The organism is Brenneria sp. L4-2C, assembly GCF_040240335.1.
GTDB lineage: Bacteria > Pseudomonadota > Gammaproteobacteria > Enterobacterales > Enterobacteriaceae > Brenneria.
Genome location: NZ_JBEIAC010000001.1, coordinates 362295 through 388910 on the forward strand (window position 1 = coordinate 362295; position 26616 = coordinate 388910).

The 26616-nt window shown below is 51.5% G+C and carries 25 protein-coding genes; 12 read left to right on the forward strand and 13 right to left on the reverse strand.

Annotated elements, in window-relative coordinates; translation table 11 throughout:
- Window positions 1–52: 52 nt before the first annotated feature.
- Window positions 53–1246, forward strand: a complete 1194-nt coding sequence (gene trpB, locus ABRZ26_RS01630) for a tryptophan synthase subunit beta (protein WP_319602922.1) — start codon at window positions 53–55, stop codon at window positions 1244–1246.
- Window positions 1246–2052, forward strand: coding sequence for a tryptophan synthase subunit alpha (trpA, locus tag ABRZ26_RS01635; protein WP_319602510.1), 807 nt, complete (start codon window positions 1246–1248; stop codon window positions 2050–2052). Before trpB ends, trpA begins: the two co-directional genes overlap by 1 nt.
- Before the next feature lie 72 nt (window positions 2053–2124).
- On the opposite strand, the gene ompW is transcribed toward trpA, so the two are convergent.
- Window positions 2125–2757, reverse strand: a complete 633-nt coding sequence (ompW, locus tag ABRZ26_RS01640; protein WP_319602511.1) for an outer membrane protein OmpW — start codon at window positions 2755–2757, stop codon at window positions 2125–2127.
- Between the two features lie 341 nt (window positions 2758–3098).
- On the opposite strand from ompW, the gene ABRZ26_RS01645 reads away from it, so the two are divergent.
- The 4 genes from ABRZ26_RS01645 to yciA all read left to right on the forward strand — a co-directional run bounded on the left by ABRZ26_RS01645 (window position 3099) and on the right by yciA (window position 5628).
- Window positions 3099–3458: a YkgJ family cysteine cluster protein gene (locus ABRZ26_RS01645; protein ID WP_319602512.1), complete on the forward strand. Its 360-nt coding sequence runs from the start codon at window positions 3099–3101 to the stop codon at window positions 3456–3458.
- A 100-nt stretch (window positions 3459–3558) separates the two neighbouring features.
- Window positions 3559–4311 (forward strand): YciC family protein, encoded by a 753-nt coding sequence (locus ABRZ26_RS01650; protein ID WP_319602513.1) that lies wholly within the window; start codon window positions 3559–3561, stop codon window positions 4309–4311.
- Between the two features lie 256 nt (window positions 4312–4567).
- Window positions 4568–5131: a septation protein A gene (locus ABRZ26_RS01655; protein WP_319602514.1), complete on the forward strand. Its 564-nt coding sequence runs from the start codon at window positions 4568–4570 to the stop codon at window positions 5129–5131.
- A 62-nt stretch (window positions 5132–5193) separates the two neighbouring features.
- Window positions 5194–5628, forward strand: a complete 435-nt coding sequence (yciA, locus tag ABRZ26_RS01660; RefSeq protein ID WP_319602515.1) for an acyl-CoA thioester hydrolase YciA — start codon at window positions 5194–5196, stop codon at window positions 5626–5628.
- 85 nt (window positions 5629–5713) lie between these two features.
- On the opposite strand, the gene tonB is transcribed toward yciA, so the two are convergent.
- Window positions 5714–6508, reverse strand: a complete 795-nt coding sequence (gene tonB, locus ABRZ26_RS01665; protein WP_319602516.1) for a TonB system transport protein TonB — start codon at window positions 6506–6508, stop codon at window positions 5714–5716.
- A 194-nt stretch (window positions 6509–6702) separates the two neighbouring features.
- On the opposite strand from tonB, the gene ABRZ26_RS01670 reads away from it, so the two are divergent.
- Window positions 6703–6999 (forward strand): YciI family protein, encoded by a 297-nt coding sequence (locus ABRZ26_RS01670; RefSeq protein ID WP_319602517.1) that lies wholly within the window; start codon window positions 6703–6705, stop codon window positions 6997–6999.
- Window positions 7000–7157: 158 nt separating this feature from the next.
- Window positions 7158–8804, forward strand: a complete 1647-nt coding sequence (locus tag ABRZ26_RS01675; protein ID WP_319602518.1) for a methyl-accepting chemotaxis protein — start codon at window positions 7158–7160, stop codon at window positions 8802–8804.
- 72 nt (window positions 8805–8876) lie between these two features.
- On the opposite strand, the gene ABRZ26_RS01680 is transcribed toward ABRZ26_RS01675, so the two are convergent.
- Window positions 8877–9053, reverse strand: coding sequence for a YciY family protein (locus ABRZ26_RS01680; RefSeq protein ID WP_319602519.1), 177 nt, complete (start codon window positions 9051–9053; stop codon window positions 8877–8879).
- 195 nt (window positions 9054–9248) lie between these two features.
- Between ABRZ26_RS01680 and cls the strand changes: the two genes are divergently transcribed.
- The gene (gene cls, locus ABRZ26_RS01685) at window positions 9249–10709 is read left to right on the forward strand and encodes a cardiolipin synthase (protein ID WP_319602520.1); all 1461 of its coding nucleotides are present in this window, start codon (window positions 9249–9251) and stop codon (window positions 10707–10709) included.
- Between the two features lie 54 nt (window positions 10710–10763).
- Window positions 10764–11087: an HI1450 family dsDNA-mimic protein gene (locus ABRZ26_RS01690; RefSeq protein WP_048638944.1), complete on the forward strand. Its 324-nt coding sequence runs from the start codon at window positions 10764–10766 to the stop codon at window positions 11085–11087.
- Window positions 11088–11127: 40 nt separating this feature from the next.
- Here the strand turns inward: ABRZ26_RS01690 and oppF are convergent, their stop codons facing one another.
- From oppF to ABRZ26_RS01720, 6 genes are all read right to left on the reverse strand, one after another.
- Window positions 11128–12156: a murein tripeptide/oligopeptide ABC transporter ATP binding protein OppF gene (gene oppF / locus ABRZ26_RS01695; protein ID WP_319602521.1), complete on the reverse strand. Its 1029-nt coding sequence runs from the start codon at window positions 12154–12156 to the stop codon at window positions 11128–11130.
- Window positions 12153–13148 carry an ABC transporter ATP-binding protein gene (locus ABRZ26_RS01700; protein ID WP_319602923.1) on the reverse strand — a complete coding sequence of 332 codons (996 nt, stop codon included), beginning with the start codon at window positions 13146–13148 and terminating at the stop codon, window positions 12153–12155. The genes oppF and ABRZ26_RS01700 overlap by 4 nt, the downstream gene beginning before the upstream one ends.
- Window positions 13149–13159: 11 nt before the next feature.
- On the reverse strand, window positions 13160–14068 hold the full coding sequence (oppC, locus tag ABRZ26_RS01705) for an oligopeptide ABC transporter permease OppC (protein ID WP_319602522.1): 909 nt from the start codon (window positions 14066–14068) through the stop codon (window positions 13160–13162).
- Window positions 14069–14080: 12 nt separating this feature from the next.
- Window positions 14081–15001, reverse strand: a complete 921-nt coding sequence (gene oppB / locus ABRZ26_RS01710; protein ID WP_319602523.1) for an oligopeptide ABC transporter permease OppB — start codon at window positions 14999–15001, stop codon at window positions 14081–14083.
- Between the two features lie 64 nt (window positions 15002–15065).
- Window positions 15066–16700 (reverse strand): oligopeptide ABC transporter substrate-binding protein OppA, encoded by a 1635-nt coding sequence (oppA, locus tag ABRZ26_RS01715; protein ID WP_319602524.1) that lies wholly within the window; start codon window positions 16698–16700, stop codon window positions 15066–15068.
- A gap of 715 nt (window positions 16701–17415) precedes the next feature.
- Entirely contained in the window at window positions 17416–18060 is a 645-nt protein-coding gene (locus tag ABRZ26_RS01720) for a YchE family NAAT transporter (protein ID WP_319602525.1), read from the reverse strand.
- A 552-nt stretch (window positions 18061–18612) separates the two neighbouring features.
- On the opposite strand from ABRZ26_RS01720, the gene adhE reads away from it, so the two are divergent.
- Window positions 18613–21297, forward strand: coding sequence for a bifunctional acetaldehyde-CoA/alcohol dehydrogenase (adhE, locus tag ABRZ26_RS01725; protein ID WP_319602526.1), 2685 nt, complete (start codon window positions 18613–18615; stop codon window positions 21295–21297).
- 642 nt (window positions 21298–21939) lie between these two features.
- Here adhE and ABRZ26_RS01730 read toward each other — a convergent pair.
- Window positions 21940–22536: a thymidine kinase gene (locus ABRZ26_RS01730; RefSeq protein ID WP_319602527.1), complete on the reverse strand. Its 597-nt coding sequence runs from the start codon at window positions 22534–22536 to the stop codon at window positions 21940–21942.
- A gap of 381 nt (window positions 22537–22917) precedes the next feature.
- On the opposite strand from ABRZ26_RS01730, the gene hns reads away from it, so the two are divergent.
- On the forward strand, window positions 22918–23325 hold the full coding sequence (gene hns, locus ABRZ26_RS01735; protein WP_319602528.1) for a histone-like nucleoid-structuring protein H-NS: 408 nt from the start codon (window positions 22918–22920) through the stop codon (window positions 23323–23325).
- Between the two features lie 137 nt (window positions 23326–23462).
- Here hns and galU read toward each other — a convergent pair whose 3' ends face one another.
- The 3 genes from galU to rssA form a co-directional block, all read right to left on the reverse strand.
- The gene (gene galU / locus ABRZ26_RS01740) at window positions 23463–24374 is read right to left on the reverse strand and encodes a UTP--glucose-1-phosphate uridylyltransferase GalU (protein WP_319602529.1); all 912 of its coding nucleotides are present in this window, start codon (window positions 24372–24374) and stop codon (window positions 23463–23465) included.
- A 202-nt stretch (window positions 24375–24576) separates the two neighbouring features.
- The gene (rssB, locus tag ABRZ26_RS01745; protein ID WP_319602530.1) at window positions 24577–25593 is read right to left on the reverse strand and encodes a two-component system response regulator RssB; all 1017 of its coding nucleotides are present in this window, start codon (window positions 25591–25593) and stop codon (window positions 24577–24579) included.
- An 84-nt stretch (window positions 25594–25677) separates the two neighbouring features.
- Window positions 25678–26586, reverse strand: coding sequence for a patatin-like phospholipase RssA (gene rssA / locus ABRZ26_RS01750; RefSeq protein ID WP_319602531.1), 909 nt, complete (start codon window positions 26584–26586; stop codon window positions 25678–25680).
- Between the last annotated feature and the right edge of the window lie 30 nt (window positions 26587–26616).

Consider the following 26616-nt stretch of genomic DNA (forward strand, 5'->3'; position numbering starts at 1 on the left):
GCGCCTTGCGACATGAAATATGTAGGGTATTCGTGAATACAAAGACAGGAATATTATGACATTACTCAATCCATACTTTGGTGAATTCGGCGGACAATATGTGCCGCAGATCCTCATCCCGGCCCTGCGTCAGTTGGAAGAAGCGTTTGTTAGCGCGCAGCAGGATCCCGAATTCCAGGCGGAATTTACCGATTTACTGAAGAATTACGCTGGTCGCCCGACCGCTCTGACCCTGTGTAAAAACCTGACCGCCGGGACCCGCACCAAGCTGTACCTGAAGCGTGAAGACTTGCTGCACGGCGGCGCGCATAAAACCAATCAGGTGCTGGGTCAGGCGCTGCTCGCCAAACGGATGGGGAAAACGGAAATCATCGCCGAGACCGGCGCAGGCCAGCACGGCGTGGCCACCGCGTTGGCCTGCGCTCTGCTGGGGCTGAAATGCCGCATCTATATGGGCGCCAAAGACGTCGAACGTCAGTCGCCCAACGTGTTCCGTATGCGCCTGATGGGCGCTGAAGTCATCCCGGTTCACAGCGGTTCCTCCACGCTGAAAGACGCCTGTAACGAAGCGCTGCGCGACTGGTCCGGCAGCTATGAGAAGGCGCATTATCTGTTAGGCACCGCGGCGGGTCCGCACCCGTTCCCCACTATCGTGCGTGAGTTTCAGCGCATGATCGGCGAAGAAATCAAAGCCCAACTGCTGGAAAGAGAGGGCCGGTTGCCGGATGCGCTGCTGGCCTGCGTGGGCGGCGGCTCCAATTCCATCGGCATGTTTGCCGACTTTATCGATGACGCCGGCGTGCGCCTGATTGGCGTGGAGCCTGCCGGGTTAGGCATCGCCAGCGGACAACACGGCGCGCCGCTCAAGCACGGCCGCGTCGGAATTTACTTCGGCATGAAGTCGCCGATGATGCAAACCAGCGAAGGACAAATCGAAGAGTCCTATTCGATCTCCGCCGGACTGGATTTCCCTTCCGTCGGCCCCCAGCACGCTTACCTGAACAGCATCGGCCGGGCCGATTATGTTTCCATTACCGATGACGAAGCGCTGGATGCCTTTAAAGAACTCTCCCGTCACGAAGGGATTATCCCGGCGTTGGAATCGTCCCACGCCCTTGCCTATGCGCTGAAAATGATTAAGCAGGAGCCGGAGAAGGAACAAATCCTGGTGGTTAACCTGTCCGGCCGCGGCGATAAAGACATATTTACCGTTCACGATATTTTAAAAGATCGGGGAGAAATTTAATGGAGCGCTATCAACAGTTGTTCAAACGTCTCGACGAAAAGAAAGAAGGCGCGTTTGTCCCCTTTGTTACGCTGGGCGATCCTTCGCCGGAACAGTCGCTGAAAATCATCGATACGCTGGTGGCGGCCGGCGCCGATGCGCTGGAACTCGGCATTCCTTTTTCCGATCCGCTGGCCGATGGGCCGACGATTCAGGCCGCGACGCTGCGGGCGTTCGCATCGGGCGTCACTCTCAGCCAATGCTTTGAAATGCTTGCCGCTATTCGCCAGAAATACCCGGAGATCCCCATCGGCCTGCTGATGTACGCCAATCTGGTTTTCAGTAATGGCATTGATGCGTTCTATCAGCGCTGCGAGCAGGTTGGCGTCGACTCCGTGCTGATTGCCGATGTGCCGGTTGAAGAATCCGCGCCTTTCCGCGCCGCGGCGCAGCGTCATAACATCGCGCCGATTTTTATCTGTCCGCCCAATGCCGATGACGATTTGCTGCGTGAAATTGCGTCCTATGGCCGCGGTTACACCTATCTCCTGTCGCGCGCGGGGGTTACCGGTACGGAAAAACGCGCGCAGTTGCCGCTTCATCACCTGGTCGCCAAATTGACGGAATACCACGCCGCGCCGCCCATTCAGGGCTTCGGTATTTCAGAACCCGCTCAGGTGCGGGAATCGTTGGCCGCGGGCGCCGCCGGCGCCATCTCCGGCTCGGCGATCGTGCGGATTATTGAACAAAATCAGCAAGATCCCAAAGAAATGCTGTCGCAGCTGCATACCTTTGTCAGCAATATGAAGGCGGCGACACGCGCATAATGCGAAAACGGCAACGGCGGATGCATATCCGCCATTGCCGTTAAAACGCGCCGCTTCAGCAAATAACCGCAATCAGAAACGATAGCCGAAGCCGAACATAAAGACCCACGGATCCAGACGGGTGCTAATCGACTGCTGCTGGCCTCCGGCGTTAAACTTCACATCGGTATCGATATCCATCCACCACAACGATGCGTTAAGCAGCCAGTTATCAGCCAGATTAATATCCACACCGGCCTGCGCGGCGACGCCCCAGGAATTTTTCAGACTCAGGTCGGTTAAACCCAGGCTTTCGCCGCGGCTATTGAATTTTTCATCAAAGAACAGGGTGTAGTTCACGCCTACGCCGAGGTAGGGACGAAGTTTGTCGGATTGATCGCCAAAGTAGTACTGCGCCATCAGCGCCGGGGGCAGATGGCTCACTTCGGCAAGCTCCCCGGTGGCGTTCAACCCGACCTTATGGGTAAACGGCGTTGCGGCCAATAGCTCCACGCCAATGTTATCCGTGACCAGGTAGCTGAACGTCAAACCCAGTTGGGTATTATTATTCACGTCGAATGAACCCAGGCCCAATACATTGTCGGAGCCTTCTACCGGACGAACCGTCGCGGTTCCACCACGGACAATGATATCTCCGGCCTGATGAGCCTGTGCGAATGACGGCAACAGCGTCGCCGCGATAAGTAAGAAAGACGCCTTTTTCATTATCCACTCCCTTTATATGGTTTAATTTCGAGCAAAATATACCTTTGCGCGGCTACTCTTGTTTTTAGCCAGATCACATCTTTTAAACGCATTTTGTAAAAAGTGAAAATTAATCAAATACAGCCAAATCATTAAAAACAAAGGAATTGATTTAGATCAAAATAACCAAAAATGCACATAACGTGCGATCCTGAAAAAATGCACTGCCAGGGCGGTTATTTCGGCGCTAAATTTTCAGCAATATTTGTTTGGTTCCCGACAGATTTCAGCATTGGCCGACACTGCGCGGCTTGAAAAATGAAGGGGTTGATGCAATGCCGGTCGAGGACGGTAGACGACAAATGAGTGATAACGCCTGTATGCATTGCGGCGCCTGCTGCGCCTATTTCAGGGTATCTTTTTACTGGGCGGAAGCGGATGATGGCGGCGGCGCCGTTCCTGTCCTCCTCACGGAGCCCGTTACGCCATTTTTGCGTTGTATGCAGGGAACCAATAGCAAAACGCCGCGCTGCGTCGCGTTAAAAGGCGAGATCGGCGAAAATGTCAGTTGTTCTATTTATTCCGATCGTCCTTCCCCATGCCGTGAATTTATGCAATCAGGCGAAAATGGCCGGATAAATGAGGCCTGTGACCGCGCCCGGGCACGCTACGGATTGCCCCCGTTACCCGTCGGGATTGAAGCGCCGTCCGCCGAATCATGAGAAATCCGCGCATCGCTCGCCGGACGGGGTGCCACAGTCTGGCGTAACAGGTTACAATTAAAGGCTAATATGATTACCCATTTTTTCTCAAGGAGTTTGCATGTCCATCACGGCCAACACGTTGTACCGTGACACAATGAATTTTACGCGTAACCAGTTCATCAGTATTTTACTGATGGCCCTGCTGACCGCGTTCATTACTGTCATTCTGAATCATGCCTTCGCACCCGGGGATGAAGAATTGCAAACGCTGAATAACGTGGGCGGCGATTTGTCTTCCTCCGTCGAGTTGGGCGTGATGGATATGATCCAGCAAATGACGCCGGAGCAGCAGGTGGTGCTGCTGAAAATGTCTGCCGCGGGTACATTCGCCGCCCTGGTCGGCAACGCGATTCTCACTGGCGGCATCCTGATGCTGCTTCAGATGGTGTCCGCCGGCAACCGCACCAGCGCCTTGCGGGCGATCGGCGCCGCCGCCCCCGCGCTGCCCCGCCTGTTCATACTGATCCTGCTGTGTACGCTGCTCGTGCAATTCGGCATGCTGTTTCTGGTCATTCCCGGCGTGCTGCTGGCTATTGCATTGAGCCTGTCGCCGGTTATCGTCGTCACCGAAAAATACGGCGTATTCCGCGCCATCAAGGCCAGCGCCAAACTGGCTTATGCCAACCTGCGCGTCACGGCGCCGGCGGTGATCCTCTGGATACTGACTAAAATCGCCATCCTGCTGCTGGTAACGAAAATCCCGGTATTTTCACCCACCGTGCTGGCCATTCTGTTAAACGGCCTGAGCAACCTGATATCCGCTATTCTGCTGATCTATCTGTTCCGTCTTTATATGCTGCTGCGCGTTTAACCGCCGTCCGATGGATTTCAAGGCGCGTCCCGGGAAGTTAGCGAATAACCGATCGGGGCGATAAATCCGCGGGAGAAAGATCGCGCGGCTTACCGTCGCCCTGATAACGGTAAGCCGCCGGCGCGGCCAATCGTAATTTTCTGCAAATTATGGCGATATCAAGGGAACAGTACACCACAATAAAGGATAATGCGGCCAGTTATCGGATAGCCATTGCGGTTATCACCAACGAATTATTGAGCGACGGATTGATACAATGAAGCAACTTATTGATTTTATTCCACTGATTGTTTTTTTTGTCTGTTACAAACTCTATGACATTTATGTGGCGTCAGGCGCATTGGTCGCCGCGACCGCGCTGGCGCTGATCATCACCTGGGTGCTTTATCGCAAGATAGAGAAAATGATGCTGGTGACCTTTGCCATGGTCGCTATTTTCGGCACCTTGACGCTGGTGTTCCATAACGATGAGTTCATCAAGTGGAAAGTGACCATTATTTATACCCTGTTTGCCGCCGCGCTGCTGTACAGTCAGTTCGTGATGAAGAAAACGCTGATCCAGCGCATGCTGGGTAAAGAGCTAACCTTGCCGGCGCCGGTATGGGGAAAACTTAATTTCTCCTGGGCCATGTTCTTTCTGGTATGTGGATTATTAAACATTTATATTGCTTTCTGGATGCCGCAAAGCGTATGGGTTAACTTCAAGGTGTTTGGTTTAACAGGATTTACCCTGCTGTTTACCCTGATCTGCGGCATTTATATTTACCGGCATTTACCCGGCGATCGGGAAAAGTCAGAGGAAAATGGAAACGAGCGCTGATGATGCCCGTTTGATAAAAACAATATGACTCAATGAGTCAACCTAATTTGATTGATACCACAATGAGCAAACAAGACGTTTTACCTCAGGGCGATCTGGTGCTTCGTACACTGGCGATGCCTGCTGATACCAATGCGAATGGGGATATTTTTGGCGGCTGGATCATGTCGCAGATGGACATGGGCGGCGCTATTTTGGCAAAAGAAATTGCAGAAGGCCGGGTGGTCACCGTACGCGTTGACGGCATGTCGTTTCTGAAGCCGGTAGCCGTCGGCGACGTGGTGTGCTGTTATGCGCGCTGCGTCAGCACCGGCCGCAGTTCCATCAATGTGAATGTCGAAGTCTGGGTGAAAAAAGTCTCGTCCGAACCGATCGGTCAGCGTTATCGCGCCACGGAGGCGCTATTCACTTATGTCGCCGTGGACAGCTACGGCCGCGCGCGCGAACTACCGCTGGGGAAAAGCCACTGCAATTATGATGAACCGGAATCAAATTGATATAGCGCGCCTTCCAGTCCAGCCCCGACCAAGCCAACAGACTCAAGCACCGCGATAAAGCGGTGCTTTTTTGTCGATAGCGAACTTACTCCATGGTTGAGCCGCCATTGATCCTGAAGACGAACGTCACCTCCAGATTTCTGCCGGGCTTGCTGGCTTCATAGCGCCATTTACGCATCGCCTGTCGGATGTCCCGTTCAAACATGTTGCGCGGTTCTGCTGAAAGCACCCGAATATTCTCTACCCGGCCGGCATCATCAATATCAAACTGTATCTTCACCCGCCCTTCGACGCGCAGTGAAAACGCCCGCGCGGGATACTGCGGCTCAACCCGGCTCAGCGGACGAGGCCCTGCCGACTGCGTATTTGACGCAGGAGACGGCGCCTGCCTGACCGGCGCATTCTTCACATTTTGCGTCGGTTCTTCGCTGGTAAACGGCGACGGCGGCTGTTTTTCAACGGCCCTTTCCCGTTTCACCGGCTTCGGCTGCTCGACTTTCTTCACCGGTTTCGGTTTTGGCTTCGGTTTAGGCTCTGGTTTAGGTTCCGGCAGCGGCACGGGAACCGGTTCTGGAATCGGCTCCGGGATGGGTTCCGGCTCAGGTTCCGGAACCGGCTCGGGCGCGGCTTCCGGCTCTACTACCGGTTCCGGCTGTTCTACCGGTTCCGGCTCGGCCGGCGCTGATTTCGCCGCGGGCGCCGCTTCAAACGAGGCGGGATTGACCATAACGACGCTGATCGCTTTGGACTCTTCCGGCATTTCGAAAGCTTTATTGAACGACGCATACAGCAAACCCGCGATTAAAGAACCGTGAATACCAGCTGAAAGTATAAATGGCCATGAATAACGGCGGGTCAGAAAAAGCTTTTTTTGCGGCATAGTATTTCTTTATCCTCTTATGCCGCCCAAGTTTAAATGCAAATAGCAATCATATTCAATAATAACCCGCCAAATTGTTAAAATAATCCGGAATGGGATGCCATTTATCTGCTAAATCAACCTATTGCCCTGCTCACATCATCCAGTATGATAGGTTACCGCAGTTTTGCACTTGCTAATGAAAGAGGCCAATTATGTTATATGTTATCTATGCAGAAGATGTCGCCGGTTCGCTGGAGAATCGACTGGCGGCAAGACCCGACCATCTTGCCCGTCTGAAAAACTTGCAGGATCAGGGACGACTTATCACCGCCGGCCCGTTCCCCGCCGTTGATAGCGAAGATCCCGGTAAAGCCGGTTTTACCGGCTCCGTCATCATCGCCGAATTTCCCTCCCTGACGGAAGCGCAAACCTGGGCGAATGAAGATCCTTACGTCGCCGCCAAGGTTTATCACAAAGTCACGGTAAAACCCTATAAAAAGGTGTTTTAATTGCGCTGATAACGGTGGGTCATGGCGGCTATCGCGATGACCCGTCGCCCACACTCTTCAGGCGCCGACATCCGCCTCCCAACGGCTGAAAGCTGAAATATTTTAGTCATTTAACAATGATACGCTGATCGTTATTCATATGCAGGGAGTCAAATCATATGTTAACGTCCGCTACGCTACGATTAGGGATGTCAAAAATATTTCGCCGCCGGCCGGGTATTCTTTTGGGTTTATTGCTGGTCATCGGGCTGTTTTCATTATTGCAGCTGATCTCGGTCGGCATTCTTTCCCAAACCCTGACGCAGGTGCGACTGGATACGTCGATTAATGAGCGGTTGCGTCAACAGCAGGCGTTGATGGATAAAGCCAGAATGGAAGTCATGAACGCCAGCGATAAACTGAATCGGGCCGGAATCTATCTGCTGGTTGATAAAGAAACCGGCTCGGTCGGCAGTTGGCAAAGTTTGATGGACGAAGCCGAGACGTCATTAAAGCTGGCGCAAACCCATTACCAACAACTGGATACCGCATCCGCCTCCCCGGCCTTCGCGGCGTTGAAAAACAGCTACCGTCAATTGTATGCGGGACTGCTGGAACTGGCCGAAGGAATAAAAACGAGCAATCAAATTGATATCTTCTTTGCTATTCCGATTCAGGCCTACCAAAACGATTTCACCCAAAAGTACTCACGCTACCTGCAAGATAACGATATCCGGCAAAAACGGCACGGCCAGCAATTCCTCACCTCTCTCGATCGCGCCCATACTATTTTTATTGTTGTGCTGGCGTTATTGCTATTGGTCGCGGTGCTGGTGTGGGTCGGCGTCAACAAAGTCATTATTCGTCCGCTAAAACGCATCATCGATCATTTACGCCTGATTGCGGCAGGCGATCTTTCGCATACCATCGATGCGGAAAAACGGGCGGCCGATGAAATAGATCAGTTGAATCACAGCGTTATTCAAATGCAGCGTGGTCTGGTTGTTTTGGTTAATCAGGTTCGCCAGAGCGTAAGGAGCATGAGCGCCCAGGTTGATAAGGTTGCTGAAGATAACCGAATCCTGTCGGCGCAGGCAAACCGGCAGTCTAACGAACTGAAAGCCGCCACCGAACATATCATTCAGTTGAGCCAGCATCTGGAACAGCATACGCAGCACACTCAACAGGCCGGTCTGCACGCCGAAGACACCAGCAATATCGCCTCGCAGGGCGAAGTCATGATGAATGAAGTGAAAACGGCCATGTCGGATATAGCGGGCAGAACAAGGGAAATGACGGATGCGATCGGCATGATTGAAAATGTCGCTTTCCAAACGCATATTCTGTCATTGAACGCGGCGATTGAAGCCGCCCGCGCCGGGGAGATGGGACGCGGATTTGCCGTCGTCGCGCGTGAAGTCGGTACGCTGGCATCGCAAAGCAGCCATTCCGCGCAAAATATCAATGCCTTGATCCGCGATTCCGATAACAGCGTTGAAATGGGCGCCAAAGTGGTTAACGATTTGAACGAGAGCCTGCAAGAGATCATTCAGGCAGCGAAAGGCACCAGCGCGTTTTTAAGTGAAATATCGGCAATATCACACCAGCAAAACCAGAGCATTCATGACGTCACCAGCCGCATTCGCACCCTGAATGATACCGTGCAACAGAATGCCGCGCAGGTTGAAACGACGGCATTGACCTTTTCATCGCTGCTGCAACACACAGAGCGGCTTAGTTCGACCGTATCGCTATTTCAGATGCCGTCCGATCCCGCGGAGTCGTCGCCAGCTGCCGATAAACCGCTGATACCCGTATTATCCTGAAACCCGGCGCCGTCGCCGTCGATTAAAAAATTAGCGGTCATATCAATGATGACCGCTAATTTTTTCGGCTAACTACCACTCATAGGCGACCGCATACAACAACGCGCGCCGTTTATGCTTTTGCTGCAAATAGCGGGCGTAGTGAATATGACGGTAAGTACGCGACTGCGCTTCCAGCCAGCGGCTTCTGCGACGCTGAACCTGACGCAACATTCGCCAGCGGCTAACTTCATTCCGGCTGCGTTTCATGGCATAACTCTTCTATCGACGATTTGCCGCGTCATTATAGTCCCTTCGTATTTCGATCCAAGCGATGTTTGACATTCCCTTTCCGCCAGGAAAGAGATATCAGGCTATTTTATTAAGACTAAAGGCGTTTCACCTTTCATCAAAGTATGCGTACACTTTAATTAATGACTTACAGAAGGGATTTGCGACGCCTTTATGACAACATTTTATACAGTAATGAGTTGGTTACTTGTTTTCAGTTACTGGTTGTTGATTGCAAGTATCACGCTACGTATTTTGATGAAGCGTCGAACGGTTCCCTCCGCAATGGCCTGGTTGTTGGTTATCTATATTCTGCCGCTGGTGGGTATTGTCGCTTACCTCTCCTTCGGTGAATTACATCTTGGCAAACGCCGGGCGGAACGAGCCAGTAAAATGTGGCCCTCAACGGCGAAATGGCTGCGCGAGCTCAAAGAGTACCGGCGAATATTCGCCACAGAAAACAGCGAGGTCGCCAGCGCATTATTTCAATTATGCGAACGCCGTCAGGGCGTCGGCGGCGTAAAAGGCAACCAGTTGCAATTACTGACCACCTTTGACGACACCATTAAATCGCTGATCCGCGATATTGAACTGGCTCATAATAATATCGAGATGGTGTTTTATATCTGGCAAGCCGGCGGCATTGTCGATCAGGTCACCTCGTCGCTGATTGCGGCCGCGCGGCGCGGCGTGCATTGCCGGATACTGCTGGACTCCGCGGGCAGCGTTAAGTTTTTCCGCAACACCTATCCACAACTGATGCGCACCGCCGGAATTGAAGTGGCCGAAGCGTTAAAAGTGAATTTATTCCGGGCGTTTCTGCGGCGCATGGATTTACGTCAGCACCGGAAGGTCATCCTGATCGATAACCGTATCGCCTATACCGGCAGTATGAACATGGTCGATCCCCGCTTTTTCAAACAGGATGCGGGCGTCGGTCAATGGGTCGATCTGATGGCCCGCATTGAAGGGCCGGTGGCGACAACGTTGGGGATTATTTATTGCTGCGACTGGGAAATGGAAACCGGTATACGGCTGTTGCCGCCGCCGCCCGACGTCAATACGATGCCGTTTGAAGAGGAAACCGACCATACCATTCAGGTGATTGCGTCCGGCCCCGGTTATCCGGAAGATCTGATCCATCAGGCATTGTTAACCGCGGTCTACTCGGCGCGTAAACAGCTGATCATGACCACGCCCTATTTCGTGCCAAGCGACGACCTGCTGCACGCCATCTGTACGGCCGCACAGCGCGGGGTGGATGTCAGCCTTATCGTTCCGCATAAGAATGATTCCGTACTGGTCGGCTGGGCCAGTCGGGCGTTCTATACCGAACTGCTGGCGGCCGGCGTCAAAATCTATCAGTTCAACGATGGCCTGCTGCATACCAAAAGCGTGCTGGTCGACGGTCAACTGAGCCTGATCGGCACGGTTAATCTTGATATCCGCAGTCTGTGGCTGAATTTTGAAATTACCGTGGTGATCGACGATGCCGGTTTCGGCACCGACCTCGCCTGCGTGCAGGAAGATTATATTGCCCGCTCCACTCTGCTCAGCGCCAAACAGTGGCAAAGCCGACCTTATTGGCAACGAATTATAGAACGGCTGTGCTACTTTTTCAGTCCCTTGCTATAAATACGGCTTTCGCCGTGTTTTAATAGTTCCACACGCATTAACAGGACACTTTGTATGGATTTGAATAACCGTCTGACTGAAGACGAAGCGTTGGAACAGGCTTACGATATTTTTCTGGAGCTGGCTGCCGATAATCTTGATCCGGCGGATATCTTATTATTTAACCTACAGTTCGAGGAACGCGGCGGCGCGGAACTCTTCGATCCGGCGGAAGATTGGTCAGAGCATGTCGACTTTGACCTCAATCCTGATTTCTTTGCCGAAGTGGTGATTGGGCTGGCTGAACAGGATGGCGGCGAGATTACCGATATTTTTGCCCGCGTGCTGATTTGCCGGGAAAAAGACCACAAGCTTTGCCATATTCTGTGGAAAGAATAAGCCGCGCGAACAGGAACCTCATCCCTGAGATTCGCCCTTTTTAGCGCGATCGTGATGACGAGCTCAGCGCTTGCGGATCGACCTTCAGACAGGAGACGGCATGGGTAAAGCTCCCTTCCATTACCGGTCTGGTTTTCACACATTCAGGCCCGACGATCGGACAACGTGTGCAAAACACGCAGCCCGCAGGCGGGTTAATCGGCGAAGGCAGCTCGCCCTCCAGTAGCTGTATCCGCTTATTTCTCTCTTTATCCGGATCGGGGATCGGTACGGCCGACATCAACGCCCGCGTATAGGGATGCTGAGGATTGCGATAAACCTGATCATAGGTGCCCAGCTCCACCGCATGCCCCAGATACATCACCAGAACCCGATCGGATATATGTTTCACCACCGACAAGTCATGAGCGATAAAAATCAGCGACAGTCGCATTTCATGCTGCAATTGCCGCAGCAGATTCACCACCTGCGCCTGAATGGAAACGTCCAGCGCAGACACGGGTTCGTCGCAGATAATCAGCTTCGGTTCCAGTATCAACGCCCTGGCGATGCCGATACGCTGACATTGGCCGCCCGAAAACTCATGCGGATAGCGGTTAATCAGGTTGGGCAATAACCCCACCTTCAGCATCATCGCTTTGACCTTTTCTTTCACCTCCTGACGCGACAGCCTGGGGTAATAGGTTTTTAACGGTTCCGCTATGATTTCGCCGATAGTCATGCGTGGATTGAGCGACGCCAGCGGATCCTGAAATATCATCTGGATATCGCCGCGCGCTTTACGCCACTCGGCCTCGTTCATACCCAGCAAATCGCGCCCCAGCCAGGTAATACTGCCGCCGGTTGCTTTCACCAGGCCGATAATGGCGCGCGCCAGCGTGGATTTGCCGCAGCCGGACTCGCCCACCACGCCCAGCGTTTCGCCCTCATACAGACGAAGCGTCACGCCATCGACCGCCTTTAGCATCTTGGGCGGCTGCCAGAACCATTGCTTATCATCGCTTACCGCAAAGTGGACTTTCAGATCGACAACTTCCAGCAACGCGTTTTTTTCCTGGACGGGACTCATAACACCTCCTCGATCGTTCTGAAACAGGCGCGCAGACGATCGTCGCCAAAGGGCGTCAAAGGCGGAGCTTCATGGCACCGTTCCATCGCATAGGGACAGCGCGGCTGGAACGGACACCCCTTCGGCAAGCGCAGCAGATTGGGCGGATTGCCGGGAATAGTCGCCAGGACGTCATCCTCGGCGTCCAGACGCGGAACCGCATTGAGCAATCCGACAGAATAAGGATGGCTGGGATGATAAAACACATCGCGCGCCGAACCGTATTCCATCGTCCGCCCGGCGTACATCACCAGCACCTTGTCGCAAATACCGGCCACCACGCCCAAATCATGGGTGATCATGATGATGGCGGTATTAAACTCACGCTTTAGCTCATTCAACAACGTCATGATCTGCGCCTGCACTGTTACATCAAGCGCCGTGGTCGGCTCGTCCGCAATCAGCAATTTAGGACGGCACAGCAACGCCATGGCGATCATCACGCGTTGACGCATGCCGCCGGAAAATTCATGAGGATACATGGTCATACGTTTTCTCGCTTCCGGCATTTTCACCGCGTCGAGCATGCGGACCGACTCTTCAAAAGCCGCGCGTTTACCGAGCTGCTTATGCAGCATCAGCACTTCCATCAACTGTTCGCCGACGCGCATATATGGGTTCAGCGAGGTCATCGGATCCTGAAATATCATGGCGATCTCTTCCGCGCGCAGCTTATTCAACTGGCGCTCGGGCAAATTGAGGATCTCCCTGCCATGAAAACGTCCGGAACCGCTGATATGCCCATTGCCGGCCAACAATCCCATCAGCGCAAACGCTGTCTGAGATTTTCCTGAACCGGACTCGCCGACAATCCCCAGCGTCTCTCCGGCATTCAGGGTAAAGTTGAGATCGTTGACCGCCGTCACCTCGCCATCCTCGGTACGGAACGTTACCCGCAAATCCCGCACGCTGAGCAGCGGTTCATGTGTCCCGGTTGCATCATGTCTGTTCATCATGCCGCTCCTTAGCGATCTTTCGGGTCGAGGGCATCACGCAGGCCGTCGCCGATAAAGTTAAAACAAAACAGCGTCACCACCAGAAACGCCGCGGGATAAAGCAGCAGCCAGGAAGAGACTTCCATCGAGTTCGCGCCGTCATTCAACAAGGCGCCCCAACTGCTTAACGGCTCCTGCGTGCCTAATCCGAGAAAGCTCAGAAAGGATTCAAACAAAATCATACTCGGCACCAGTAATGAGGCATACACCACCACCACGCCCAACACATTGGGTACGATATGACGCAACACGATGCCGCGCGTCGAAACCCCGGACACCAGCGCCGCTTCAATGAACTCCTTACGTTTCAGACTCAGCGTCTGACCGCGCACAATCCGCGCCATATCCAGCCAGGACACCATACCGATGGCAACGAAGATCAACAGCATGTTCTGCCCGAAGAACGTCACCAGCAGAATGACGAAAAACATGAATGGAAAAGAGTTGAGGATTTCCAGCAAGCGCATCATGACGGAGTCGACTTTGCCGCCGAGATAACCGGATATCGCGCCGTACAAGGTGCCGACCACCACGGCGACCAGCGCGGCCGCCACGCCGACCATCAGCGAAATCCGCCCGCCGACGGCGACGCGAACCAGCAGGTCGCGCCCTGATGAGTCGGTGCCGAAATAGTGGCCGGACGTCATATCCGGCGCGGACGACATCATGTTCCAGTCCGTATCGGCATAATTAAAAGGCGACAGCCAGGGGCCGACAATCACAAATAATGTAATCAGCGCCAGCACAAACAGGCTGGCAAGCGCGGCGCGGTTATGGATAAAGCGCCGGCGGGCGTCTTGCCACAGGCTGCGGCCTTCGACGTCCATCCTTTGGTTGAAATTATCCAGCGCCTCACTATTTTTTCGATGCCAAAACATACCGCCCCCGGTTTAGTAGCGAATTTTCGGATCGATAACGGCGTATAACACGTCAATTATCGCATTAAACAGAATGGTTAATCCGCCGACCAAAATCGTCAGGCTAAGCACTAACGAGTAATCACGATTCAGCGCCCCATTCACGAAAAGCTGCCCAATGCCGGGTAAGCCGAAAATGGTTTCGATAACCATTGAACCGGTAATGATGCCGACAAACGCCGGCCCCATATAAGAAAGCACCGGCAACAAAGCCGGTTTTAAGGCATGACGCAGAATAATGCGACGCAGCGGCAACCCTTTGGCGCGCGCGGTACGAATAAAGTTGGAATGCAACACTTCAATCATCGACCCACGGGTGATACGCGCAATACTGGCGATATAGGAGAGCGACAAGGCGACCATCGGCAGAATCATGTATTTGGGCGCCCCGCCGTTCCAGCCGCCGCCCGGCAACCAGCGCAACGTAATGGCAAAGATCAACACCAGCAGCGGCGCCACGACAAAGCTGGGGATAACCACTCCGGTCATCGCAAAGCCCATTACCGTATAATCCCACTTGCTGTTTTGATTCAATGCCGCAATCACGCCGGCGCCGACGCCGAAAAATACCGCAAACAGAAACGCCGCCGCCCCCAATTTGGCGGAAACCGGAAATGAAGCCGCCACCAGATCGTTGACCGAATAATCTTTATATTTAAATGAAGGGCCGAAATCGCCCTGGGCCAGTTGCCATAAATAGTTGCCGTATTGCTTTAATATCGGATCGTTAAGATGGTATTTGGCTTCAATATTAGCCATCACTTCCGGCGGAAGGTTGCGTTCGCCGGTAAACGGGCTGCCTGGCGCAAGGCGCATCATAAAGAATGAAATGGTGATTAGGATAAACAGCGTCGGAATCGCTTCCAGACAGCGACGAAAAATGAATTTTAACATTGCCCGTACCTATAAAACCTGCAAATAAGAGCGGGCGACGCTCTCGGCGCGGCCCGCAATATTATTAGTGTTTGATGATATAAAGATCTTTCACATAGATATGATCCATCGGATCTTTACCCGTCAAACCACCGACATAAGGCTTTACCAGCCGGGTGTTGGCATAGTAATAAACCGGCACGATAGTCGCGTCTTTGTCCAACTGAGATTCTGCCTGCTGATAAAGCGCAGTGCGCTCTTCATCGGAACCGACCTGCAAGGTTTTACTCATCAGCGCATCGTAAGCAGCACTTTTATAGTGCGAGGTATTATTGCTGCTGTCCGACGTCATGACATTGAGGAACGATGAAGGCTCATTGTAATCGGCGCACCAGCCCGCCCGGGCGAGATCGAAAGACCCCTGATGACGGCTATCAAGGAAGGTTTTCCACTCCTGATTATCCAACTTCACATTCACGCCGATATTCTGTTTCCAGATTGAGGCCGCCGCGATCGCCATCTTTTTGTGCAAGTCAGACGTGTTGTACAGCAGGTTGAGCGTTAAAGGTTTATCCGCGCTATATCCGGCTTCCGCCAGTAATTTTTTCGCCTCTGCGTTACGTTTTTCCTGCGTCCAGCCAAACCATTCGGGCTGCGTTAGCGTTATCCCCTCGACATAAGGCGGTACAAAGCCATAGGCCGGAATATCCCCCTGATTTTTAACTTTATTGGTTAAGATATCCTGACTCAGTCCCAGGCGCAGCGCATTTCTTACCCGCACATCGGTAAACGGCGCCTTCTGGTTATTGATTTCGTAATAATAGGAGCATAAATACGGGTTTACCTTAACTTCCTGCGGGATCTCTTTTTTTAACTTCTGAAACAGTTCTATCGGCAGGTAATTGTAAGTCATATCAATTTCACCGCTGCGATAGCGGTTGACGTCGGTGACTTCTGAAGCGATGGGCAGGTAGGTGACCTGATTAACCACCGTATGGGCGTTATCCCAGTACTGCGGGTTGCGCTCCAGCACGATTTTTTCATTAACCACCCACGCTTTCAGCTTATAGGCGCCATTGCCGACCCAATTCTGCGGCTGCGTCCATTTTTCGCCAAATTTCTCCACGGCGGTTTTGTTTACCGGCGATAAGGATGAGTGGATCGGCAATTTGTAAAAATAGGGAACGGCTTCACTCAGCGTCACCTCAAGCGTATGGTCGTCCAGCGCTTTAACGCCGAGCGTATCCGGGCTCTTCTTTCCGGCGATGATGTCATCAATATTCAGCAGATGACCGTATTGCAGATAGCTGGCATAGGGCGATGCGGTTTGCGGATCGGCCAGGCGCCGCCAGCTATAGACAAAATCCTGAGCCGTGACAGGGTCACCATTTGACCAGCGGGCATCTTTTCGCAGATGGAAAGTCCAGACTTTAAAATCTTTGTTGTCCCAGCGTTCCGCCACCCCGGGGATAACCTTGCCATTGGGATCCGTAATCACCAACCCTTCGAGCAAATCGCGGGATACATTGGTCTCGGGTATGCCTTCAATTTTATGCGGATCCAATGATGCGACTTCAGCGCCGTTATTCCGCACCAGTTCCTGTTTTGCCGCCAGTTCAACGTTTGCCGGCACCACCGCGGACCAAGCGGGAACGCCCGCCGCCAGACTCAATGCCGCAACGATGCCTGCGGTCAGCCTTTTTTTTGTCATGCGCGCCATTGTTTTCTCCTGTGTTGTTGATTATGCCTTTACGACATGCGCATTCCGATGACCAACAAAATGTCAGCGGAAAATTGTTTTTACCATTCATGCCATTCACAGATAACCCGTAGCCTTGAGCATGAGGCAACCACGGACAGCTTCCCCGATTCGGACAGTGAGATAATTAATAAAATTTACTTATAGGTAATTGACAAAAAACTGTCCGAATCGACGTTAGCAAAAAGAGAATTCATTCGCCAAACATTTAAAATGACGCTGGACTGATTTTTTGTAAACGTTAGAAACATCACTAAAAATCACCTTTCATCCTGCCGGCCGATTCACAAGCAGCAATATTGTCTAAAATGTTTTGCGCGCTCCACAAGAAAAAAAACGTTAAAACAATCCATTTTAAGCACAAAAAACCATCACTTATCTCACCCCGGCACAAAACCACGCTAACAGGCAAGCGTGATAGCAATAACGTTATACGCGATAAATGTTATTAATTTAACAAATTAGCACATAAGAAAAGAGACCAGAAAGAGACCCCAGTCACAATTAGCAGACAAGGCGCGGGTAAAAAACAACCTGAAGAAATTAGTATTGCTTATGCGAAAAATATTTATGCGATAAAAAAGACGGGTAAATGCGATTAACGACGGCAGCGGTTGTTAAGGCATAATCCAGCGATAGGCCTTAATTTCAAATTCAATTTAACGCTTTCAAATCGTCATAATAAACCAGGGAAAAGCGCTTTAACGCCGGTCACAATAAACTCAATGCCCAATGACATCAGCAATAGCCCCATAATACGGGTAATGACGTTAATCCCCGTCTGGCCGAGAATTCTGACTAAAAGCGGCGCGCCCCGAAACAGCAACCAGCAGCAAAACGCAAACAGCGCGATAGTCAGGGACAGCCCCGCCAGATTCTGCCACTCATGATAGCGGGAACTCCAGACAATGGTGGAACTGATGGCACCGGGGCCGGCCATCAACGGCAGCGCCAGCGGCACGACGCCGATACTTTCGCGGTTGGCGGTTTCCGTCTTTTCCTGCTTGTTTTGTTTGTCTTCCCCCAGCTTACCGTTGATCATCGACATGGCGATCGTCATAACCAATAATCCGCCGGCAATGCGGAAGGAATCAATCGAGATGCCGAATAATCGCAAGATACTGTCGCCAAAGAACAGCGATATCCATAGGATCACCACCACGGAGAAGTTGGCCGTCAGGTTGGTTTTATTGCGCCCTTCCACCGCCAGATAGTTAGTCATACTGATGAACACCGGCAGAATGCCTATCGGATTGATCAGCGCAAACAGGCCGATAAAGAACTTGATATAATCTGAAACGCTCAGCAATGACTGGACCACATACCACCCCGAATGGGTTACTGTTCACATGAGTGCCTTACCGGCGCTAATGTAGTGTAATCAGCCCTATTTATCCATGCCGGGAGGGTGGATTTTATTTCTCATTCCACTGCCAGATAGAATAAAAAATCACCGGTCTGCGTTTTCCTTAAGCAGGTAAAAGGCTGCATGGCCTATAACACCCCTCAATTGATAATAATTCTCATAAACAGCAATGCTGAATGGTGTCAGCATGAAAAAAACTAGATAAAGATCACAAAAAAATGTCCAGTAAGCGCGTATGCTCTTCCTCACCCGGTTAGTACAAATGAGTCGCGTCTGATCGGGTCGGTTGGCACAATATCTTTTGCCTTGACATTGCTGAAAATCTCAGGCGATGCCGTCGACAACCGTTAGGATGGCCGTGTGCGAGCTCTTTGAGTCAATGAATGCAGTAACGAGTAAGCTGGCCGGCGCTAGCCGCCGGACAAACGCAATATTCGCGCGTTTATCTATACTTTGTTACTTGGCAGACCATTGACTGAAAGAGTTTAACATTATCAGGAGAGCATTATGGCCGTAACCAATCTTGCTGAACTTAACGCACTGGTCGAAAGAGTAAAAAAGGCGCAGAGTGAATTTGCCAGCTTTACTCAAGAGCAAGTCGACAGAATCTTCCGGGCTGCCGCGTTAGCAGCTTCAGATGCGCGGATCCCGCTGGCCAAGATGGCCGTCGCTGAATCCGGAATGGGTATTGTGGAAGATAAGGTGATTAAAAACCACTTTGCCTCCGAATACATTTACAACGCCTATCAGGACGAAAAGACCTGCGGCGTTCTCTCCACCGACGACACCTTCGGCACCATTACTATCGCAGAGCCTATCGGCTTGATTTGCGGTATCGTACCAACCACCAACCCGACCTCCACGGCGATTTTCAAGGCATTGATCAGCCTGAAAACGCGTAACGGCATTATCTTTTCTCCCCACCCGCGGGCGAAAAATGCGACCAATAAAGCCGCAGACATCGTGTTGCAAGCCGCGATTGCCGCCGGCGCGCCGAAAGACATCATCGGCTGGATTGATCAACCCTCCGTTGAACTGTCCAACCAGTTAATGCATCACCCGGATATCAACCTGATTTTGGCTACCGGCGGCCCAGGCATGGTAAAAGCCGCTTACAGCTCCGGCAAACCGGCCATCGGCGTAGGCGCCGGCAACACGCCGGTCGTTATTGACGAAACGGCCGACATTAAACGCGCCGTGGCCTCGATCCTGATGTCGAAAACCTTTGATAACGGCGTCATTTGCGCATCCGAACAATCCGTCGTTGTCGTCGACAGCGTTTATAACGCCGTCCGCGAACGTTTTGCCTCGCACGGCGCTTATATGCTAAAAGGCAAAGAGCTTCAGGCGGTTCAGGGCATTTTGTTGAAAAACGGCGCGTTGAACGCCGCGATCGTGGGCCAACCGGCGGCGAAAATCGCTGAGCTGGCCGGCATCAGCGTTCCCGAGAAAACCAAAGTGCTGATTGGCGAAGTGACGGATATCGACGAATCCGAACCTTTCGCGCATGAAAAACTATCGCCGACGCTGGCGATGTATCGCGCGGCCGACTTTGAAGACGCCGTCATCAAAGCGGAAAAACTGGTTGCGATGGGCGGTATCGGCCACACTTCTTGCCTGTATACCGATCAGGATAACCAGCCGGAACGCGTCGCCCACTTCGGCGACATGATGAAAACCTCACGTATTCTGATTAATACGCCGGCTTCGCAAGGCGGTATCGGCGACCTGTATAACTTCAAACTCGCCCCTTCGCTGACGCTGGGCTGCGGTTCCTGGGGGGGTAACTCCATCTCGGAAAACGTCGGTCCTAAGCACCTGATCAACAAGAAAACGGTAGCTAAGCGAGCAGAAAATATGTTGTGGCATAAACTTCCAAAATCTATTTATTTCCGTCGCGGCTCATTACCCGTCGCGCTTGAAGAGGTTGCTTCCGACGGCGCAAAACGTGCCTTTATCGTTACCGACCGCTTCCTGTTCAATAACGGTTATGTCGATCAGATCACCGACGTACTGAAACGGCAAGGTCTGGAAACCGAAATCTTCTTCGAAGTCGAAGCGGATCCAACGCTGAGCATCGTTCGCAAGGGCGCGGAACAGATGAATTCGTTTAAACCGGATGTCATCATCGCACTGGGCGGCGGCTCCCCGATGGACGCAGCCAAAATCATGTGGGTGATGTACGAACACCCGGAAACCCACTTCGAAGAACTGGCGTTACGCTTTATGGATATCCGTAAACGTATCTACAAGTTCCCGAAAATGGGTGTAAAAGCGAAGATGATCGCCGTCACGACGACATCCGGTACCGGTTCTGAAGTTACGCCGTTTGCCGTGGTGACCGATGATGCGACCGGTCAGAAATACCCGTTGGCCGACTATGCGTTGACGCCGGATATGGCGATTGTCGATGCGAATCTGGTCATGAATATGCCTAAATCACTGTGCGCATTCGGTGGTTTGGACGCGGTGACTCACGCACTGGAAGCCTACGTTTCCGTACTGGCGAATGAATACTCCGATGGTCAGGCTCTTCAGGCCGTGAAGCTGCTGAAAGAAAACCTGCCGGCCAGCTATCATGAAGGGGCGAAAAACCCGGTGGCCCGTGAACGCGTTCACAACGCCGCGACGATCGCCGGTATCGCGTTTGCCAACGCCTTCCTGGGTGTTTGTCACTCCATGGCGCATAAACTGGGCTCGGAGTTCCACATCCCGCACGGTCTGGCCAATGCCCTGCTGATTTCCAACGTTATCCGTTATAACGCTAACGATAACCCGACCAAGCAGACCACATTCAGCCAGTACGATCGTCCTCAGGCTCGTCGTCGCTATGCCGAAGTCGCCGACCATCTGGGACTGACCGCGCCGGGCGATCGCACCGCTCAGAAAATTGAGAAATTGCTGAACTGGCTGGAAGAAATCAAAACAGAGCTGGGTATTCCGAAATCGATCCGCGAAGCCGGCGTACAGGAAGCGGACTTCCTGGCGAAAGTGGACAAACTGTCTGAAGATGCGTTCGATGACCAGTGTACCGGCGCCAACCCGCGTTATCCGCTGATTTCAGAGCTGAAACAAATCCTGCTGGATACTTACTACGGACGTAAGTACTCTGAACACGCAACCAAGGAAGAGGCCGAAGTTGCCGCGCCCGCGGTAAAAGCGGCCAAGCAGCCCAAAAAAGTGACTAGCTGACACTCTGTACAATAACCGCCTCCCCGGAGGCGGTTTCGCAGAAAAGCTGCCTGCCCCGCCCAACCGGCGGGGCATTTTTTTCCCCGGATTCAAGCCATGACGCCTCGCTCGCCGGGGGAAAAGCAAAGCGTGAAATCCGATAAGCCAGCTTCAGCGCGTCTAAACGCGCAGGCACGGCGATTTCCCACCTTGAATGAGTATCTGGCTGGGCAACCCTCTGTAGGCTCTCCTGACGCCGATAAACGCGATAACGCTTTCTTGTTTTGATGCCGCGCCCACCTGCCGCGGTACAGGCAAACTGTTTCACGCCGTCGAGGCTTATCGCAAAGGCTGGACGCGGTATCGGCAACGCCTTCGGTTCAATGACAACCGTTGTATAAGAACATAAATTCGGCTTGCAGCAAGGCGCCTGTGCACGGTCGACGCCCATGCGGACAGAAGCATGACGAGCATAAGTCCAATATTGACTTTAAATGCTTTAATATCTGTTATAGCGGGTAATTTCATTAAAAATGGATAAGTCCTATCGCATTAAATTACACGACCGACTAACCTATTTAACACGCCGCGACGGGAATATGGCAAAAGGCGAAGACAGCGCTCCGCCTGGTTCACAAATACATTTAAACGCCGCGACGTTTTTTATTCCGCTTCCGTTCTGACTAAACCCAATGCCGTTTTATAATGTTTTCTGCAAACGGAAACATAGTTTTCATTACCGCCGATAACCACTTGCGCCCCTTCTTGCAAAGGATTTCCTTCCGCGTCCAACCGTAATACGCAGTTGGCTTTCCGACCGCAATGGCACACGGTTTTAAGCTCGACCAGCTTATCCGCCCAGGCTAATAAATAGTGACTGCCGGAAAACAATTCGCCGCGAAAATCCGTGCGTAATCCGTAGCACAATACCGGAATATCCAGTTGGTCGACGACATCCGAAAGCTCGCTGACCTGTTCGCGGGTTAAGAACTGACATTCATCAATTAAGACGCAGTCAATAGGCTGGCGGCGGTGTTCTTTAGCCAGCAGACTAAATAAGGATGTCTGCTGATTAAACAATAACGCCGGCGCAGAAAGGCCAATCCGTGAACTTACTACCCCAACGCCGTAGCGGTTATCTATTTCTGCGGTGAAAATCACCGTTCTCATGCCACGTTCTTGATAGTTATATGATGACTGCAATAACGAGGTAGATTTCCCCGCATTCATTGCTGAATAATAAAAATAAAGTTGAGCCATGCTCAGATGCTCCCAAGGACGGGCTATATCATGCTATACAGTGTGCATTATTGTAACAACTCCCCATCAGACCATGCAATGGGCTATTACTTGCACAAAATCGCCAAGTTTCATCTATTGATACGCAATATGGATATAATCATTCCTTATAACATTGGACTGCGTCACAATATCTTCAGGCCGGCAATGCTGGAAAAACGACAGGTTAAATGTATTTCCATTTGAGGTGTCCGTATTTATATTCATGTAACATGACATGTGATATCTGTTTTAAAATTGGTATTTTTTAACAAACTTACAAATTTCACTATTGCAGAAAAGAAAATAGCACTCTATTATCTCCCCACACGCCACCAATAATATGAATTTGAGATTATCACAATGAGCGAAGCACTAAAGATTCTAAACAACATCCGTACTCTGCGTGCCCAGGCCAGGGAATGTAGTCTGGATACTCTGGAAGAAATGCTGGAAAAACTGGAAGTCGTGGTAAATGAACGCCGCGAAGAAGAAAGCCAGGTTCAAGCAGAAGTTGAAGAACGCGCACGCAAATTACAACAGTATCGCGATATGTTGATTGCCGACGGTATTGATCCGAATGAACTATTACAGTCTTTAGGTTCAGTCAAATCAACTGGCAAAAGCAAACGTGCCGCTCGTCCCGCCAAATATCAATATACCGATGAAAACGGCGAAGTTAAAACCTGGACCGGCCAGGGCCGCACACCGGCTGTAATCAAAAAAGCGATCGAAGAACAAGGTAAATCTTTAGACGATTTCCTGATCTAATCGGTTTTTTTAATAAACAAATAGAAAATACCCTTGATTTTTATCAAGGGTATTTTTTTTGCAAAATAAACCCTGTGCGAACCAGAATTCATGCTCTCTATCTTTGTAATAAAACAGAGAGCAGTCTTTTCTAAATATTAATTTTCTTCTTCTTCAATAGTTTCCTGTAGCCACTGCGTCAGTTGCGGCCCCAAATTTTCATGGCGCAAACCGTATTCAACGAAGGCCTGCATATAGCCGAGTTTGTTGCCGCAGTCATGGCTCACGCCTTTGAGGTGATAGGCTTCCACCGTCTCTTTTTCCATTAACATTGCAATGGCGTCGGTTAACTGGATTTCATTACCTGCTCCAGGCGGTGTCTTCTCCAGCAGGGACCAAATGTCGGCAGACAGCACATAGCGGCCGACAACGGCTAAATTAGACGGCGCTTCGGACGCTTTGGGTTTTTCTACTACGCCGACCATTGGCGCGCTATCGCCCGGTTTTAATTCCACGCCTTTGCAATCGACAACGCCGTAACTGCTGACATTCTCAACCGGCTCAACCATAATCTGGCTATGTCCGGTTTCTGAGAAACGCTGCAACATTTCACTTAGGTTGTCTTTTGTCAGATCGGATTTATATTCATCAATAATCACATCAGGCAAAATTACCGCGACCGGTTCATCCCCGACCAAAGGATGAGCGCACAATACGGCATGACCCAAACCTTTCGCCAGCCCCTGCCGAACTTGCATAATGGTGACGTGTTTCGGGCCAATAGATTGCACTTCTTCCAGCAGTTGGCGCTTAACACGTTTTTCCAGCATGGCTTCCAGCTCGAAGCTGGTATCAAAATGGTTCTCAATAGAATTTTTAGATGAATGCGTGACCAAAATAATTTCATTGATGCCGGCGGCAATACACTCATTGACAACATATTGGATCAGCGGCTTATCAACCAACGGCAGCATCTCTTTAGGAATGGCTTTCGTGGCCGGCAACATACGTGTTCCCAATCCAGCAACCGGGATAACCGCTTTTTTTACCTTTTTATTGATAATCGACATAAACAACCTCTTATATATCGTTCAAATAATGAACTTTAATTGTTTGGTCTAAAAACCGGATGAGTATACCAGTTTAACGCTGCCATGCTTGCCCAACGTCATAGCCCAAGAAAAATTAGGATGATGACTCAATAGTAGGAAATAAAGAATAACAACGGAAGGAGAACACCGTCAGACAAAGGGTATAACCCCAGCTATCGGACTATTCTGTAGAAAGCATCAGCCGTAAACGACCGCCGCCGCCCCAAATCTGACATTGCCAGGCATCGCAATCGTGATTTAACTGCTTAAGGTAAGCTTCATCGAGCGTGCCTAATGGTACGCCGCTATTCAACGCAATCTGATCTTCATTAACATTTAACGTGGCATTTAAACCGGCGGAGATCAGTATCAGCCGTTTTAATTCGCGATGATAATAACCGACCAGTAATGGGAAACGCCCTTCCAGACTGGCCTGACGGAATAGCTGGTTTACCTGTTTTAATAAAAGCGGCAAATGCGGCAGCCGGTGTTGTTGATTCGCCATGTGTTCTTGCAGAACGCTGTTGAACAATGTACGCAGTAATAGCGCCGCGAGCGTACCGTTATTGTTTACCGCCTGGGTAACATCTAAACAATAAAAAGCCAGATCTTCTTCTGAAAGCGCGGCAATATCCAAGACCAGCCCCGGTTGTTCGGCCGCGGTAAGCTGTCGATAATTAATACGACATCGCGCAAGCGTTTGCTGAACCGGCGGTTGTAATTGAGCCAACAGTTTTACCACCGCATCGGGAGATTGATTCAGGGAATCCATATCCTGCATTAATTGCTCAATTTCATTCACCGGCGAAGTAAACATATCCGGGTAAAGGCATCCCATCACCGCCTCGCGCAGGCGGCTATAATCACGGATCGGCTTGAGTAAGACATCCTGCACGCCAAGGCGCAAAACCTTCGCGACATCGGCCATCTGACTGGTCGCGGATATCACCAGTATCGGCGTATTGTTATCTTTTAAACGCAGGCGTTCGAGGAACTCAATGCCGCCCATCATTGGCATGATCAGATCGCAGATAATCAAATCCGGATGATGGTGCTCCAGAATACTCAATGCCTCCAATCCATGAACCGCCTCCCGAATTGAAGCGCCTAGCGAAGTCAGATAACCGGCAAGCACCGAGCGGAAAACGGCCTCATCCTCAATAATCAATACGTGTTTACCCGCTAATGGTTGTTCCATCAATCACCTCTTACTTCAAACGCTTAATATTCAATTTACTTTATCGCCCATGACGTTTTGCCGCCGCTTGCAACGCCTTGTTTCTCAACGCGCTCTGTTCGCCAGCGACAACAATTCATCACGTTTCTTTGCCACCGCCTGACGACCGGCTGCAATCGTTTCCTGCGCCCGATGAAAATCCAGCGTGGCTATCTGTGGGCAATAGGGTTGTACCAGCACATCAGGCGGATCCCCCGCCATCCTCGTCATCTTCAATCTGTTTTCAAGAATATGAATTGACGTACTCATGATCTCCATCGCTGTAGGCGACAACACGGTCTGTCGACGTCGCCCCTGTGACAAACGTTTGCGTATCTTACGGCGCCAGTCATCGACATCGGGTTCTACTTCAGAGTTCGGCGCCGTTGGTTTAATCGATAATAAATCATGGTGATCGAGACTGGCGTCTTGTTGCAGATCGACCGCTATCACCACATCCGCCCCCATAGCTCGCGCCAACGACACCGGTACCGGATTCACCACCGCGCCATCCACCAGCCAGTAACCGTTGAACAGAACGGGAGAAAGTAAACCTGGAATGCTGCAAGAAGCCCGAATGGATTGATGCAGATCCCCTTCCGTTAACCAAAGCTCGCGTCCCGTACTCAGGTTGGTCGCGACGACGCCATATTTAATCGCACAATCCTCAATTTGTTTCGTTCTTAACAGATTTTTTACGTTATTGAATACTTTATCGCCACGCAACAGACCGCCACGTTGCCAGGACAGGTCCATCAGACGGATAACATCCCAGTAGCCGAACCCGCTGACCCAGCGCTCCATGGCATCCAGCCGATGCGTCGCATATGCCGCGCCGACCAGTGCGCCAACGGAACATCCGGCAACGACATCAATCTCGATCCCCAGCTCCGTCAGCGCATTTATCACACCAATGTGAGCCCATCCCTTGGCAGCACCAGAACTTAATGCCAGACCAACTTTTATCCGTCTCATGGTTGACCTCGTGTGTTTTCATTCTAGCGC